Origin of the sequence: Sunxiuqinia elliptica (assembly GCF_900113005.1) — a bacterium.
Lineage (GTDB): Bacteria > Bacteroidota > Bacteroidia > Bacteroidales > Prolixibacteraceae > Sunxiuqinia > Sunxiuqinia elliptica.
The window spans coordinates 514324-531316 of sequence record NZ_FONW01000001.1; the positions used below are offsets into that span (position 1 = coordinate 514324).

Sequence of the window (16993 nt, forward strand, 5' to 3'; positions counted from 1 at the left end):
ATTGTGTTTTTAATTTCTTTATTTATAGTGCTTTGTATTTTTAGTGTAGTATTCTTGTAGGGGTATTGTGTGTCGCCTTGTAGCATTATTGAAGTGGTCAATTATTTGATTGTAGGGTTTTTCAAATTCATTTTTGAGCATTGATTTGAAATTTCTGCGAAGAAAAATTATTTGCTATTTAAAACTTAACTTTATGAAAAGAGTCTTATTTTTCTTATGCTGTTCTTTCTTTAGTTTGAGTTTATTGGCCCAGGATATTACCGTGTCGGGTACAGTAACAGCTAAAGAAGATGGACAACCTCTTCCCGGGGTGTCTGTGGTCATACAGGGAACAACAATTGGAACAATTACCGATTTTGATGGAAACTATGCTTTGGGAGTCCCCGCTGACGGGATTCTGGTGTTTTCATATATCGGGATGAAAAGTCAAACCGTTGTTGTTGACGGAAAATCTGTTATTGATGTTGTTTTGGCCGAGGACTATACAGATTTGGACGAAATCGTTGTCGTTGGTTATGGTGTGCAGAAGAAGAGTGTTGTAACTGCTGCTATTAGTAGTGTCTCTTCGGAAGAGTTAGAGAATTCAACGCCCACACGGATCGAAGATGTAATGAAAGGGCGTGTTTCCGGGGTCCAAATTACCCAAAGTTCTGGTCAGCCAGGATCTGACTCTAAAGTTCGGATTCGGGGAATTGGAACCATTAACAACAGTGAACCGCTATACATTGTCGATGGGATGGCTGTTGGCGGAGGCATTAGCTATTTAAACCCAACTGATATTGAATCTGTAGAGGTCCTGAAGGATGCGGCTTCTGCTGCGGTTTATGGAGCTCGTGCGGCGAATGGTGTTATTCTGATTACCACGAAAAAAGGAAAATCAGGGAAAGCATCGATCAACTATGATTTCTCTTATGGATGGCAAAATCCATGGAAAAAGAAATCGGTGTTGAACGCGAAAGAGTATATGACAATTATTAACGAGGCGGAGCTTAATGACAAGAATGCTCCCCGTTATTCTCAAGAGCAAATTGCCGGGGCTGGTGCTGGAACCGATTGGCAGGACGAAACTTTCAACTACGATGCTCCTGTTCAGTCTCATCAGATTAGCATTACCGGAGGAACGGACGATATTACCTATTTTTTATCCTTCGGTTATTTAAACCAGGAAGGGATTGTTGGAGGAAATTATGGCCGTTCAAACTATGAAAGGTACAGTATTCGTTCTAATACCACTTACAATGTTTTTGAAGCTGACCGTTCATTCTTGAATAATATTAAGGTGGGGGTTAACGCAGGCTATTCTCGTGTGTTATCCAGCGGCATCGAAACCAACTCAGAGTACGGCTCTGTTTTGGGAAGTGCCTTGACTTTTAATCCTCTTGTTCCGGTTTATGCGGAAGATCCGGATGCTGTTTTAGCCCAACATCCAACTGCCGTCACCGATAAAAATGGGAAGGTTTTTTCGATTCCGCCAGCAGGTTTCCAGGAAATTGCAAATCCCGTAGCTATGCTGAATGCACCAATAGGAGGACAGGATAATGAAGATAAATTTGTGTCCACTTTCTGGGGCGAAATTAACCTGATTGAAGGGTTGAAATTTAAGTCAAGCTATGGTGTTGATCTGGCTTTCTGGGGAGCAGATGGTTACGAATTTGAACATTTTTTGGCGACCCAAGGAAAAGATCTAACGCAAAGTCATGTGTATTCAAATATGCACCGTGGTTTTGTGTGGCAGCTGGAAAACACCTTGACCTACAATAAAATTTTTAAAGAGAAACACAGCTTAACCGTCCTTTTAGGACAGTCGGCTCAGGAATACAAGGTTCGTCATTTGTATGGTGACGATTATGACCTGTTGGAAAGCGATCCAAACAAAGCGAATATCGATTATGCCATTGCTCCTCCAACCGAAGGACGGGTGGCCGGAGGAACAGGAGGCTTTTCCAATGAAACCTTGGCTTCTTATTTTGGCCGGGTGGACTACAACTACGACGAAAGGTACATGTTTCAGGCGACCGTGCGGCGCGATGGTTCTTCTTCTTTTGGTCCAAACAACAAGTGGGCCGTTTTCCCATCGTTCTCCGTTGGGTGGAACGTTACCAATGAAGCTTTTATGGAGAACTTGCCTGACTGGTTTAATTATTTGAAGCTTAGAGCGAGCTGGGGAACCAATGGAAATAACCGGATTGGTAATTTCAGCTATACCAGCTTGATGGATGGTAACCAGAACTATTATTTTGGTGCTGGAGACGACATGTACATGCAGTATGGTAGCAGCCCTTCCAAATTGGCCAATGCCGATGTAAAATGGGAAGAATCTGAGCAAATTGACCTTGGTTTTGATACCCGCTTCTTTGACAGTGCATTATCTTTTGGGTTCGATTATTTTAAGAAAACCACGAATGGAATGTTGATTGATCAGCCAATTCCTGGTTATGTTGGAAAGGGAGCACCAATTGCGAATGCCGGAGATATGGAAAACAGTGGATTGGAGTTTGAGCTTGGGTATCGCGGAAGTGCAGGCGATTTTAGCTATAGCATTTCAGCCAACGCCACTTACCTGAAGAATAAATTGATTGATATGGGGAATGATTCTGGCGAAGCCATTTATGAAAGTGCGGGAGCTTCCGGTGTTGGAAGTTATGTCAAGGGGATGAACGGAGAAGTCTTCCCGTACTTTTATGGCTACCAGACGGATGGCCTTATTCAGAATCAGGCGGAAGCAGAAGCCTACAATTCGTTGTATGGCGAAAATGCACAGCCTGGAGATGTTCGTTTTGTTGACTTAAATGGCGATGAAAGCATTACTGATGATGACAAAACCAAGATTGGAAAAGGAATGCCCGATTGGACTTATGGTTTGACAGTTGGTGTAGAGTGGAAGCAATTCGACTTTAACATGTTCTGGCAAGGATCATTAGGGAACGATATTTTCGATTTTTCACAGCGGGGAGATATTCCTGCAATGAACCGTCCGAGCTGGATTTTGGACCGTTGGACTGGAGAGGGAACTTCGACTAGCATTCCACGGATGACCAATCAAAATAGCAACCGAAACTGGAGATCATCTGATTTGTACATCAAGGATGGTTCTTATGCTCGTCTGAAAAACATTCAGTTAGGCTATTCTTTGCCAAGCTCATTATTGCAAAAAGCAGCAATCTCGCGTTTGCGCGTGTTTGTATCGGCTGAGAATTTGGTAACCATTACTGATTATGACGGTTTCGATCCGGAAATTGCTTCTGGTGGTTATACAACAATTGGTATTGACCGCGGTATTTACCCGCAATCAAGAACAATTATCATTGGTGCCAATATTACTTTCTAATCCATAAAAAGAAGAAGTTATGAATCAATATATTAAAGCAATACTACTTATTGCCATTGTGGGGTTTTCATCATGCAGTGAAGACTTCCTGACCAACTATCCAACAGATTCACAGGAGTCTGGAGGTACAGCAACCGAAGGGGCGATTTTGTCCAACTTGGGATCGTGTTACCAGGTGCTGCTGTTCGATAGCTATGCGAATAACAACTACAACAGTATTGTGCTGATGTCTGATCTTCGTTCAGATGATATTTTCAAAGGTGGTGGTGATGCTGGTGACCAGGGGCAGTTGTACCGTTTGTCACAGCTGGATGCTACAGCCGATGAGCTTCCCGAAGGACTGTGGACTATTTATTACAACGGGTTGGCTCGCTGTAACAATGTCATCTTAGCTTGCGAAAATGCCGTTGGAGTGGACGAAGCAAATTTAAATCAATACAAGGCCGAGGCACATTTTCTGCGCGCTTACTACATGCATTGGCTGTGGAAATTCTGGGGGAACATTCCGTATTTCGAAGAAGACTTGGAAGCTCCTTACTTTGCTCGTCAGTTCACTGCAGATGAGGTTTATGCTGAAATTATTGAAGATGTAGATTTTGCGATAGAAGGTAATAAACTGCCCATGGCAGCTTCAGGTGAAGATAAAGGACGGGTAACGAAAGCCGCGGCTATGTTGTTGAAAGCCCGTGTGGTGATGTATCAGCAAGATGAAACGAAATACGCCGAAGTCTTGGCCGACATGAATGAGATTTATGAAAGTGGTGCTTATAGCTTGGTTGACTACGCTTCAATCTGGGGAAGAGATGGCGAGTTCTGCGATGAGTCTATTTTTGAAACCAACCAGCTACCTGGAGAGTATGGTGGTAAAACCTGGGCTGATGGATGGACTGGATTTGGAACCAACCTTCCTGCGTTCATTTCTCCTAACGGATTAAGTGGCGCGGATCAGCTTAGTGGCCTGGCCATTTATAAAGGTGGTTGGGGATTTGGCCCGGTACGTCCTGAGTTGGTTGACATCTTTGAAGACGGTGACATGCGGAAGAACGCATCCATCAATCATTTTGCGGATGGCACTTACACTGCTCGATTCCAGAATACCGGCTATTTTATGGCAAAGTATGCAGCACGCGAAGGCTATAACGAACCACCGGGTGATGTTGATCTGAACTATGAAAATAACCTGCGGATTTTCCGTTATGCAGAAGTGTTGCTAAACGCTGCAGAGCTAATCGTTATGGATGGTGTTGCACCTGTTGGACAGTTGACTGCCGAGGTTGCCATCAATGAAATTAGAGAAAGAGCGGGCCTTGATCCTGCTGCTCCTACCGAAGAGTTGATCAAGCTGGAACGCCGACGCGAATTTATCGGAGAAGGGATTCGCTTTTGGGATTTAGTGCGGTGGAATGAAGCTGGAACGCTGACTGAGAATATTCCGGAGTTTTCTTCGAATCGTACTTGGGAACCTTATAAGAAGTACTTACCCATTCCTCAATCAGAAATTGATAAGACAGAAGGTGAGTTTAAGCTGATTCAAAATCAAGGATATTAATCGCTAAATCGATTGTAAAAAACTAAACAATAGTGAGATGAAAAATATGTTTAAAATAGGTTTGCTGGTAGCATTGTTGGCGACACTATTCTCGGGGTGCGAGCCTCAGGAGTTTGACTCGGGAGACATCCGAGAAAGTTATCCTCCCTCTGAAGAGGAGATGACGGCAACGGTCACCCAAGGAGAAGATGCTTACCATTTCAACATGGTTAGTAATGCCGAAGTTTCTGGCATTCATTTGATCAAATGGGATTTAGGAAATGGGAGTGTGGTGAAAGGAAAAGAAGTAGTAGCCTATTATCCATTGCCGGGAACTTACGACGTGACCTTGACCATTACCACAAATAATGGAGCTTATACCGAAAAGGTCGTTACGCAAATTGTTCAGGAGGAAACGGACTATTCAATTTTTACCAGTGAGAAGTTTATTTTCCTTAGTGGCGGAGTCGATGACTTGGATGGAAAAACGTGGGTGTTGGACAGTTTAGCTCAAGGCCATCTAGGTGTTGGTCCGGCTGGGTCTAATGGGTTGGCCTGGTGGTCTGCAGGTCCTTTGGCTAAGCAAGGTGTTGGCGAGTTATATGATGATAAAATCAACTTTCAAATTACAGGTTTTAAAGCCACGCTAACAAACAATGGGAAAAGCTATGTAAAAGACTTCATTGCAAGTAGCCCGGAATATAGTAATGGTTATGTTGATGATACGGATTGGGTTGTAGATTTTACTCCAGCTCCTGGAAGTTGGTTTATTGAAGAGCGAGATGGAAAATCATTCTTGACGCTTTCTGGAACAACCCGACTGTTCCCAATTTTTGATGTAGATGCGGTAAATGGATCATACGAAATTTTGAAATTGGATGAAAATGTGATGGAACTTGTTGCCCTTGGAGGAGATGGTAATGCCTGGCATTATCAGTTGATTCCTGAAGGGTATGTAAAACCTTCCGTTTCCGCAGAATTGTTGGTCACTGATTTGTCTGCTTCTGAAGCGAATACCTATGAAGTATCCTTGGATCAAGTGAATATCCCAGCGGGGCAGGCAATTAATGGTGTTACGTTTAACTTTGGTGATGGAGATCCAGTTGTTGCTGACAATTACACCGATGTGGTTTCGCATACGTACATGCGCGCCGGTACCTATCAGATTACAGTTGTTGTAAATAGCTCGGTGGGAGAGTTTATGCTTTCCGAAACAGTAACAGTAACGACAAATCATCCCGACTATGTGCCATTCTTATTGGATGAAATGGTCATGTACAACGACTTTAGTGAAGTGAGTTTGACAAGCGTAAATGGCGAAGATTGTGGTGTTAGTGTTGTTGCTAATCCCGAGCGGATTTATCCAAACAGAAGTGCCAATGTGGCCATGTATACTAAAACTAACAGTCAGTGGGGAAATGCCAACATGAAGTTGCCTGCAGGCTATCGATTTGATCTGAGGTCGATTGCAACCTTCAAAATGATGGTTTATGGTAATGCCGGAGATGTGGTGCTGCTAAAACTGGAAAATACGGATATGGGCGGAAATGCTTGGCAAACAGGTGTCGAGCTCACGTATACCATCCAGAATGATAATACTTGGGAAGTGGCTGAATATGACTTTACAGGCGCTCCAACAGCTGATTTATCATGGGATCCAGGTTTGGCTGTATTGATGGCAAGTGATGTTACGACAGACGATCGTTATAGTCATGATTATTATGATGTTGTCCGGATTATGCTGAATCCTGGCAATGGAGATGGAACGCATGAGTTCTACTTCGATGAGTTGTCAGGGCCTCACGTAGAGGGGATTAAGTCGGCTCAGATTAGATAGTTTAAAAACAGAAAACCTGCCCACTACCATCATGGCTTGGGCAGGTTTCATTCACCTGAACGAAGCAATAAGCTTAATTGGAAAATGTGCAGTTGGGTGGCGGTTGCTGTTGGGTTTCAAACAAGTCTTCATTTTTGAAAGACTATTGAAATTGCAAACATTGATTCGTGATTTACGGTTAAGCCGCTGCTGATTAAACTTTAAGAGAAATGAAAACAACACTTCTAATTTTAGTTGGCTTGCTGTTGTGCATGGGGGCAAATGCAACGGTTTCTCCGAAAAAGGATGAACAAGTAGAGCGAAAGATAAAGGAATTGATTGCCCAAATGACTTTGGAAGAAAAGCTAGGACAGATGTCTCAGTTTGATCCAGGACAGCTGGGAGGGGCAGAAAGTGCCAAACAAGCCATTAGAGATGGGAAAGTGGGTTCTATCTTGAATTTGGTAGGGGCCAGTAGAGTCAATGAGTTACAGAAGGTCGCTGTTGAGGAAAGTCGCTTAGGCATTCCGTTGATTATTGGGCGGGATGTTATTCATGGATACCGGACCATCATGCCGATTCCTTTGGGAATGGCAGCAAGCTGGAATGCGGAATTGGCAGAGCAGGCGATGGGAGTCGCTGCGGCAGAGGCAGCCTCTGAAGGAATTCACTGGACTTTTGCGCCGATGATTGATGTGTCACGAGATCCTCGTTGGGGCCGTATTGCAGAAAGTTGTGGAGAGGACACTTACCTGACTTCAGTAATGGCAAAAGCAATGGTCAAAGGTTTTCAAGGCGAGGACCTGACTGATTCGAGAACCATTGCAGCCTGTGCCAAGCACTTTGTGGGCTACGGGGCCGCTGAAGGTGGCCGGGACTACAATACGACCTTGATTCCGGAAGTGCAACTTCGGAATGACTATTTACCTCCTTTTAAAGCTGCTGTTGACGCAGGAGTGGCAACATTCATGTCCGCATTTAATGATTTGAATGGTGTGCCTGCCAGTGGAAATGAATTTACGCTGAAGCAGATTTTACGCCAGGAGTGGGGCTACGAAGGAATGGTGGTGAGTGACTGGGCGTCCATTGCAGAGATGATTCCTCATGGCTATGCTGCCAATCAAAAGGAAGCAGCTGAAAAGGCCTTGAATGCTGGTGTTGACATGGAGATGGCCAGCAACTGCTATGTTGAGAATGTACAAGCTTTGCTGGACGAAGGAAAAATAGAAATGGCGACAATTGACTCGTATGTGGCTAACATCCTTCGCTTGAAATTCAGCCTGGGATTGTTTGATCAGCCATATACCGACGAGTCGTTGGCAGCGAAGACCATTCTGTCCGAAAGGCACTTGGAAATAGCCAAAGAGGCGGCAAGCGAGAGTTTCGTTTTACTTCAAAACAAGAATGAGTTGCTGCCTTTATCGAAGTCAATTAGCTCCATTGCTGTGATCGGTCCTTTGGCAGATTCGCCACATGATCAGATGGGGACTTGGGTATTTGATGGAAACAAAGAAAACTCGGTGACACCACTCACGGCTTTGAAAGAGAAACTGGGTGCAGCAAAAATCAATTTTGCAAAAGGGCTGGAGATTAGTCGTACTAAATCAACTGAAGGCTTTGCTGAGGCTGTTGAGGCCGCCAAGAAGTCAGATGTTGTCGTGCTGTTTTTGGGTGAAGAGTCGATTCTATCTGGGGAAGCCCACAGCTTAGCGAACCTAAACCTACAAGGAAGTCAAACGCAGCTATTGGAAGCTGTTCAAGCGACGGGAAAGCCTGTGGTGATGGTTGTTATGGCTGGTCGGCAACTGACGATTGAGCGAGAACTGAAATTGGCTGATGCTGTTTTATATGCTTGGCATCCGGGAACAATGGGTGGTCCGGCCCTTGCTGATATGCTATTTGGCGAAGCAGTTCCATCTGGAAAATTGCCAGTCACCTTCCCTAAAACAGTGGGGCAAATTCCGATCTACTACAATCACAAAAACACCGGGCGCCCTGCTGATTACCAACAGTGGACCGATATTAATAAGATTCCGGCTGAAGCTACTCAGCACTCCTTGGGCAATACTTCGCACTACCTGGATGCAGGTTTTGAACCCCTTTTCCCTTTTGGTTATGGATTGAGCTATTCTTCATTTGACTATTCCAATTTAGAGCTTTCTTCCAACACCATGGGTGTGGATGGAGCAATCGATGTGTCGGTTACATTGAAAAATACGGGCAAATACGAAGCTGCAGAGGTTGTACAATTATACATTCGCGATCGCTTTGGAAGTGTAACCCGGCCGGTGAGACAGCTGAAAGGCTATAAAAAAGTGACCTTGAAACCAGGGGAATCACAACAAGTGAGCATCAATTTGAAGGCAAACGAACTGGCGTTTTTTAATGGTAAAGATTATGTGATTGAAGCTGGTGATTTTGATGTCTGGATGGGCACGAATGCCCAGGAAGGATTGCATGCTGAGTTTTCAATCGACAAATAGAATAAAAAGGTTTGGTTATGGCTGGAACATATTTTTCGGTTTTTTTGCTTTTCGGTTTTTTGCTTGCTGGAATCTCATGTGGTCAGGTTGATCAGAAGAAAGCAGATCAGTATGAGTTGGTGTGGGCAGATGAGTTTGACTATGTTGGCTTGCCTGATTCCTTGAAGTGGAGTTATGATACCGAAGGGAATGACTGGGGATGGGGAAACCAGGAAGAACAGTTTTATACCAAGCGTCGATTGGCTAATGCAGAGGTGAAAAATGGCCGTTTGTATATCACAGCCATCAAAGAGAATTACAAGGATCGGAAGTTTACCTCAGCGCGATTAGTCACGAAAGGAAAAGGCGATTGGCTGTATGGTAAGGTGGAAGTGAGCGCTAAACTGCCTCAGGGAAGAGGCCTTTGGCCTGCCATTTGGATGCTTCCTACCGATTGGAAATATGGCGGATGGCCTGCCAGTGGTGAAATCGATATTATGGAGAATGTAGGCTTTATGGCGGATACAATTTTGGCCTCGGTGCATACGCAAAGCTATCATCACAGTATCGGTACACAGCAATCCGATACTCTGATTATCCCTTCTTGTTATGACGAGTTTCACACCTATCAGCTGGAGTGGGAGCCCGATGAGTTAAGGGCTTACATTGATGGACAGCACTTTTTTACTTTTCAGAATGAAGAAACGGGCACCGATGCCTGGCCATTTGATCAACGATTTCATCTTTTGTTGAACGTTGCTGTTGGAGGCACTTGGGGAGGTGCTAAGGGAATCGATTCAGCAATTTTTCCGCGCTCAATGGAAGTTGATTATGTCCGGGTTTATCAAAAGCAAGCAAGTTTCAAATCGTCCAACTAAAGCAACAAGAATATGGTAATCCGGTTATCTTTCGTCATCCTTATAGCAATAGTTTTAGGCTATGGCTATTCTGTAAAAGCACAGGAAAGTCCATGTCAGGATCTGATTTGGGCAGATGAATTTGAAGCGGATGGAGCACCGGATGCACAAAAATGGGACTATGATCTTGGCGGCGGTGGCTGGGGAAATAATGAGCTGCAAACCTATACCAACAAACGGACAAACTCGTGGGTAAAAGATGGGCGCTTATATCTTAAGGCATTGAAGACCGACGGAAATTGGACTTCGGCGCGTTTGGTAACCCGAGGAAAAGGAGACTGGCTGTATGGGCGCATTGAGGTGCGAGCCAAATTGCCGATGGGGAAGGGAACCTGGCCAGCGATTTGGATGCTTCCTACTGATTGGAGCTACGGCGGGTGGCCTGCCAGTGGCGAGATCGACATCATGGAGCATGTGGGCTATGATCCGGGTGTGGTGCATGGTACAATTCATACGGAGGCATACAATCACAGTATTGGCACCCAAAAAGGAGCGAGCATTGATGTGAAGGATGCCATGGCTAACTTTCATGTCTATGCCATTGAATGGGATGAGGACTTGATTCGCTGGTATGTGGATGATGTCCTGTATTTTTCGTTCAATAATGAACATCGAACTTATAAAGAATGGCCGTTTGATCAGCGTTTTCACCTGCTTTTAAATATTGCTGTTGGAGGTAATTGGGGAGGCGCTGAAGGAATTGATCCTGGCCTGACAGAGGCGCTCATGGAGGTGGATTATGTGCGTGTTTATGGGAAGCAACTGCCAACGCCAGTTATCCAGGGAAAGGCTGTTTTACGTCCGGGAGATGAGGCTACTTTTAGCGTTGGAGAGCTTTCCGGGGCGGTTTATGACTGGAGTTGGCCCGATGGAGTTGAGCCGATACAGGGAGAAGGAACTCATGAAGTGAAAGTGCGTTGGGGAGATCACTCAGGCGAAGTTGGAGTTGAACTAAGGACATCGTGTAATGCCGTGAAAGCTAGTCCTGTTTGGGTGAGTGTCATTCATCAGCCAGAAGGGAATCAACTGGAGATTACTCCGGTGGATGAAGCAAACCAATTGTTGTGGGAAGCCCTGGCGGGTACTGGTAATACCTTGAATTTGACGGCTGAAGACGATGTACTGAGAGGCGTGTTTGAGGTGAATGCCCCTTCTGAGAATCCTCATGTTGATTATTTGTTTGAGGGCTTGATGGACTTGACTGCCCACGCTGAGCTGGCTTTTGACTTGCAGGTAGATGCTGATAATCCACCTTCGAACATGCGTTTTGACCTTGTCGATGTGAATGGACAGGTAAATGCTGCTGGCCTGTTTAAACTGGATGTTTTTGAAAGCGATGGCGAATTCCACAGCTATTTACATGTGTTTGAGCCGGGAGTTGATCATTCCTTCTTGCTGGATCAGATTGCACAAATTCGTGTTTACTTCAATTACGGAATTTTTGGGAAGAAAGGGAGCGGGCAATTTCAATTGAAGAACCTACGCCTACAAGCCGCTAATAGCACTGCAGCTCCCGAATGGAAGGAGCAACAAGCGTGGAAAATTTATCCCAATCCGGCAAACGATTGGGTGATTGTAGATTCAGAAGAGGACATCCAAAAAATTGAGGTGTTCAGTTCAGCAGGGGTACGTGTGAAAACGTTTCAGCCAGCATCTGCACGAAGTTTTCAATTTCAGGTAAATGACTTTACTGCTGGAGTCTATTTGATCAGCTTGAATCAGCGCTTTACCAAGGTCTTGAGTGTGCAATGATATGACTCTGTTTGTTGGTTTTCACTTCATGCAAACATTGTTTAGCTTTGCAATCATGAGTCAGATACCAACAACAATCAAGAATATTATTTTCGACCTGGGAGGCGTGATTTTGGATATTGATCCGGAGCGCTCAGTACGTGCTTTCGAATCGCTTGGCCTAAAAGGAGCAATACTAACCGGAGGCTGGGGATATAAACACGAAGTTTTTTTAAACATGGAAAAAGGCCTGATTTCTGATGAGGAATTCAGAGATGGAGTTCGTAGTTTGCTGAATAAGCCGGTTGCTGATGAGGTGATTGATCAGGCTTGGTGTGCCATGTTGGTCGATTTTCCGGCAGACCGGGTAGAACTGCTGAAAAGATTAAAATCAGATTTTCGCCTTTACCTGTTTTCCAATACCAATCATATTCATTGGAAAGCTTTTCACTCGCTGTTCCAAAAGCAGCATGAATTCTCGCTTTCAAGCTTATTTGAAAGGGATTACTATTCACACGAACTAAAAAACAGGAAGCCGGCTTTGGAATCGTTTCAAGCAGTGATTGATCAGGCTGGACTGAATCCATCAGAAACACTTTTTATTGATGATTCTAAGGAAAATGTTGAGGGAGCCCAGCAGGTTGGCTTACACGCCATCCACCTGAGTCCCGAAAAAGATCTACAAGGCCTTTTTAGCTGAATTATTGCTCTTCTGGCTCGTTCCAGTCTCCATTCTCCCGAATGAGGTTTTCAAGCTCGTAAACGGCATTCTCGAACGGAATATGGCGTTTCTTGAGGGTTTGTCCTTTATACAGGTTTACTTTTCCTGGTCCTGCGCCCACAAAACCGTAGTCAACATCGCCCATTTCACCGGGGCCATTCACTACACAGCCCATGACACCAATTTTCAGGTGGCTTAGGTGTTTAAAGTGAGCTTTGATATTTTTGGTCGTTTCATGCAGGTCAAACAAGGTTCTTCCACAGCCAGGACATGAAATAAATTCCGTTTTTGTGACACGCATTCGGCTGCCTTGCAAGACCGAAAAGCTAAGGTCTTTCAAGTCGGTGAAAGTGATGTTATCGCTGGTATTAGTGATACACAGACCGTCACCATAGCCATCAAGCAGCAAGCCTCCTAAGTCAACCGAGGCTTTTAGTTGAAGGTCTTCGAGACTTGACTCGTTATATTTCCGGTAAATAATGACTGGAACTTTCCAAATATGAGTTTCCAGATTCATGAAGAAAGCCCGTAGCTCAGCCAAAGGGTTTTTGTTGAAACTTTCCAGAATAAGAACTGTTTTCCGGGTTTGTTTCAGTTTGGTGATAATCTCTGGGTTTTCGGTCATGAAACGATCAAACTCGGGCTTATTAGTCCGGATAAATTTCATTTGTCCCCAGTGGGAACCACCAAACAAATATTCTTCAATAGAAAGCACGGGGTAAGCATTGCCTTCCAGGTCAAGCACTTCATCGTTTTTGAGGAAATATTCTGGAATCTGTTTGCCCCGTAAAGGTAAAATCTCAGACATGCTACGTTCGCGTAAATCCGCTAAAACAATTGGCACTTGCTTGCCTCCCATGTTCATCACAGGGCGAACCGATCTTCTTTCGTATTCGAAAGGGTTGGTTTGTGCAAACAAGGGAGCTTTGATGGGCTCATGTTCTTGGTAGCTTTTCACGTGATTGATGATCTTTTGAGCTACCGGAATTTCTTTTTCGGGAGATTCGGTTAATGACACTCGAATGGTGTCACCGATACCATCCACTAATAAAGCACCGATTCCTACAGCCGACTTAATTCGTCCATCTTCTCCTTCGCCTGCTTCGGTAACGCCTAAGTGCAGCGGAAACTCCATGTCTTCCAAGCGCATCTTTTTGTTGAGCAGTCGAACGGTATAAACCATCATGCGGGTATTGCTCGATTTGATCGAAATAACCACGTTGGTGTAGTCTACTTTCTTACAAATTCGCAAAAATTCCATAACTGACTCCGAAATACCAGCCGGAGTATCTCCAAAACGACTCATAATGCGGTCGGACAAAGAACCTTGATTAGCCCCGATGCGAAGAGCAGTATTGGTTTTCTTTAGGACTTCAAGGAAGGGGATAAATTGCTCCTCAATTTTTTGAAGTTCCTCTTTATATTCTGCATCTGTGTATAAATGATGCTGAAAACGAGCACGCTTGTCGTAAAAATTACCCGGATTAATCCGTATTTTGGAGATATACTTGGCAGCAACTTCTGCAAGTCTTGGATTAAAATGGATATCGGCAATCAGTGGTGTTTCGTAACCACGGTTCACCAGCTCCCGTTTGATGTTTTTCAGATTCTCCGCATCGTTGATTCCCTTTACGGTGACACGTACGTAGTCAGCTCCAGCCTTGATGATCTGGACGATCTGATCAACCGTAGCATCCGTATTCCGGGAGTCGGTATCGGTCATCGACTGAATCCGAATGGGGTGGTCACTACCCATTGGTACCTTGCCAATCATCACTTCGGAAGTGGATTGGCGTTGGTATTTCGTTAAATCCTTGATGTAATTAAAATTGAGGTCTTTCATCTCCACCTTGCTTTTTGGCGCCACAAAGTTAATTTAAAGTTAAGAAATAAAAAATCTTCGGGCTTAATTTCCAGGCCTCAAGCCGTTAATTTTCGGTATTTTATTGCTGCCTGATTGAAGCTCAGCATGTCCAGAAAATTGTTTGGCTTGCCTATGTTAAAATTGCTAACCGAAAAGAACGCAATTTATTATCAATTGAGGTTTACGGAAAGCTTACTGAATGATTATTTTCCGACTTTCGGGTTTGCCTGAAATCCGTTATTTTTGAGCAAACATACACTAAAAAATATGCCGGTACAAGTCAAAAATATCACTAAAAGTTATGGTTCTCAGAAAGCCCTTGATGGTGTTAGCTTTAGTTTTGACGACGGAGAGTTGGTTGGTTTCCTTGGTCCCAATGGGGCAGGCAAATCAACTTTGATGAGAATTATCACGGGTTATTTGGCTCCGGATGAAGGACAAGTGATCTTAAATGGTGAACGGGTAACCCCAGATCATTATCGTTTGCGCAGTCAAATTGGGTATTTGCCGGAACATAATCCGCTTTACACGGATTTGTATGTGAAGGAGTTTCTTGAATTTACTGCAGGCTTTTACCAGCTGCGAAATAAAAAGAAGCGGGTTGCTGAAGCGGTGGAAATGACGGGCTTAGGGCTTGAGCAGCACAAAAAGATAGGTGCACTGTCCAAAGGATATCGGCAGCGGGTTGGCTTGGCTCAGGCCTTGATTCATGATCCGGCAGTGTTGATTTTGGATGAGCCAACGACAGGGCTCGACCCGAATCAATTGGATGAAATCCGGCAACTGATCCGTCAAGTAAGCCGGGAAAAGACGGTTCTTTTTTCGTCACACATTATGCAGGAGGTGGAAGCGATTTGCAACCGGGTGATCATCATCAACCAAGGAAAGTTGATTACCGATGGACCGGTAGCCGATGTGAAATCGGGAGGCCTGATTGCGCGTCAGCAGGTGTTGGTTGAACTGACGACTGCTGTTGATGTTGCAGCGTGGAAAAAGCTTCCCGGAGTAGGAGAGGTCGACCTCGTAGATGAACGAAAAGTATTGCTCACGGCTTCGGATGAAACGGATCTACGCCCAGCTATTTTTCAGTTTGCCGTAGCCAACAAATGGGTGGTTTTGACCTTGCAGGAACAGCAAGTTGGCTTGGAGCATGTTTTTCGTGAACTAACGCAAGCCAAATAGTGCTTGAAATCTAACGAATTGTAGCATGAGCGACTTGCCAATAACCGTAATTCTTCCTTATTATCAAGCTGAAAATACCTTAAAACGGGCGGTAGGGTCCATCTTAAAACAGACATTTACCAAGTTTGAACTTTTATTGATTGATAATCGATCGACCGATATGGGGCCCAAAATAGCCCGACAGATGGCTCAGGCGGATTCCCGAATTCGCTTGCTTTTTGAAGAAGAACAAGGCGTTGTTTTTGCGATGAACAAAGGCCTTTTGGAAGCTCGTGGAAAGTTCATTGCCCGGATGGATGCTGATGATGTTGCCTTGCCGGAGCGCTTGGAAAAACAACATGCTTTCTTGTTGAAGAATCCGGAAATTGGCTTGGTTGGAAGCAATGCCAGGCATGTGTCGGATTTACCTTCAAAAGGGCTGCAACGTTTTGTCAATTGGGTGAATGCTTTTCATTCGGCTGAAGCGATTTGGACCAATCGTTTTGTGGAGATCCCTTTAATTCAGCCATCCGTGCTCTTTCGGGCCGATTTGCATCGGAAGTACGGACTTTATCGCAATGGTGATTTTCCGGAGGATTATGAGTTGTTTTTGCGTTGGTTGGATGCTGGTGTTCTGTTCTTTCAGTTGCCTGAAGTGTTGCATGAATGGCACGACTCAACCAGTCGGCTAACCCGAACCGATAGTCGCTACAGTCAGGACGCTTTTTATCGGACAAAAGCGCAATACTTTGCCAAGTGGTTTAAACGAGTCGAGCCGGAAAAAGCACTGTGGATCTGGGGTGCAGGCCGTCGATCGCGCCAACGGGCACGGCTGTTGGAGCAGCAAGGACTTAAAATCTCCGGCTACTACGATTTAAAAAATGCTCAATCCAAACAGGTGACCTGTTTGTCGTATCAGGAGATTCCGAACCCTGGATCACAGTTTATTCTTTCGATGGTTGGGAATTATGGTGCCCGCGAAAAAATCACCAACTTCCTGGAGGAGCGAAACTACCAAGCAGGCAGCGACTTTTTGTTGATGGCTTAATGACGATGGATTCAGCTTATTTCTGCCGTACGTAGCTCCATTGGCCTTGTCCCCGGTTTAAAATTAGCGAGTCGGCTGTAATTTTTTGAATCAACAGGGTGTCGGTGAATTCAAATGTTACTCCGTTGCCAATGCTTTTTCCGGTAAGTAGCAGTTGTTTTCCGTTGTTGGACCAGCTTTCATATTTGAGCGTGCTCATGTTGATTGAGGAAGCATTGCCATCTGCCTCCAGTTTGAATCCTTGAATGTTATCTTCTTGTCCGGGAATTGGTTCTACCCACGATCCAATGAGCTGGTTGTTCGATGAGTTACAAGCGACCATTGTGCTTAAGATGAAGGCAGCAAAAAGGAAAGTGATTCCCCTAAAGCGGTGTTTGTTGTTCATGACTTATTCAATTTAGGAAAGCAAAAGTAAGA

General features: G+C 44.6%; 11 protein-coding genes. 9 read left to right on the plus strand and 2 right to left on the minus strand.

From position 1 onward, the window contains the following. Positions 1 to 193: 193 nt before the first annotated feature. The 7 genes from BM156_RS02035 to BM156_RS02065 all read left to right on the plus strand — a co-directional run bounded on the left by BM156_RS02035 (position 194) and on the right by BM156_RS02065 (position 12482). On the plus strand, positions 194 to 3328 hold the full coding sequence (locus tag BM156_RS02035) for a SusC/RagA family TonB-linked outer membrane protein (protein WP_093918152.1): 3135 nt from the start codon (positions 194 to 196) through the stop codon (positions 3326 to 3328). A gap of 19 nt (positions 3329 to 3347) precedes the next feature. Beyond that, entirely contained in the window at positions 3348 to 4877 is a 1530-nt protein-coding gene (locus BM156_RS02040) for a RagB/SusD family nutrient uptake outer membrane protein (protein WP_093918153.1), read from the plus strand. Positions 4878 to 4914: 37 nt separating this feature from the next. After that, positions 4915 to 6693, plus strand: a complete 1779-nt coding sequence (locus tag BM156_RS02045; protein WP_093918154.1) for a PKD domain-containing protein — start codon at positions 4915 to 4917, stop codon at positions 6691 to 6693. A 209-nt stretch (positions 6694 to 6902) separates the two neighbouring features. Further along, positions 6903 to 9155 carry a beta-glucosidase BglX gene (gene bglX / locus BM156_RS02050; RefSeq protein WP_093918155.1) on the plus strand — a complete coding sequence of 751 codons (2253 nt, stop codon included), beginning with the start codon at positions 6903 to 6905 and terminating at the stop codon, positions 9153 to 9155. 17 nt (positions 9156 to 9172) lie between these two features. Further along, positions 9173 to 10012 (plus strand): glycoside hydrolase family 16 protein, encoded by an 840-nt coding sequence (locus BM156_RS02055; RefSeq protein WP_093918156.1) that lies wholly within the window; start codon positions 9173 to 9175, stop codon positions 10010 to 10012. A 12-nt stretch (positions 10013 to 10024) separates the two neighbouring features. After that, positions 10025 to 11803, plus strand: a complete 1779-nt coding sequence (locus BM156_RS20640; RefSeq protein ID WP_170846824.1) for a family 16 glycosylhydrolase — start codon at positions 10025 to 10027, stop codon at positions 11801 to 11803. Positions 11804 to 11858: 55 nt separating this feature from the next. Next, on the plus strand, positions 11859 to 12482 hold the full coding sequence (locus tag BM156_RS02065; RefSeq protein ID WP_170846825.1) for an HAD family hydrolase: 624 nt from the start codon (positions 11859 to 11861) through the stop codon (positions 12480 to 12482). A gap of 1 nt (position 12483) precedes the next feature. Here the strand turns inward: BM156_RS02065 and ispG are convergent, their stop codons facing one another. After that, positions 12484 to 14346, minus strand: coding sequence for a (E)-4-hydroxy-3-methylbut-2-enyl-diphosphate synthase (gene ispG / locus BM156_RS02070; protein WP_093918158.1), 1863 nt, complete (start codon positions 14344 to 14346; stop codon positions 12484 to 12486). Between the two features lie 288 nt (positions 14347 to 14634). On the opposite strand from ispG, the gene gldA reads away from it, so the two are divergent. Beyond that, positions 14635 to 15549, plus strand: coding sequence for a gliding motility-associated ABC transporter ATP-binding subunit GldA (gene gldA / locus BM156_RS02075; RefSeq protein ID WP_093918159.1), 915 nt, complete (start codon positions 14635 to 14637; stop codon positions 15547 to 15549). A 25-nt stretch (positions 15550 to 15574) separates the two neighbouring features. Continuing rightward, positions 15575 to 16576: a glycosyltransferase family 2 protein gene (locus tag BM156_RS02080; protein ID WP_093918160.1), complete on the plus strand. Its 1002-nt coding sequence runs from the start codon at positions 15575 to 15577 to the stop codon at positions 16574 to 16576. Positions 16577 to 16592: 16 nt separating this feature from the next. On the opposite strand, the gene BM156_RS02085 is transcribed toward BM156_RS02080, so the two are convergent. Further along, positions 16593 to 16961: a lipocalin-like domain-containing protein gene (locus BM156_RS02085; protein ID WP_170846826.1), complete on the minus strand. Its 369-nt coding sequence runs from the start codon at positions 16959 to 16961 to the stop codon at positions 16593 to 16595. Between the last annotated feature and the right edge of the window lie 32 nt (positions 16962 to 16993).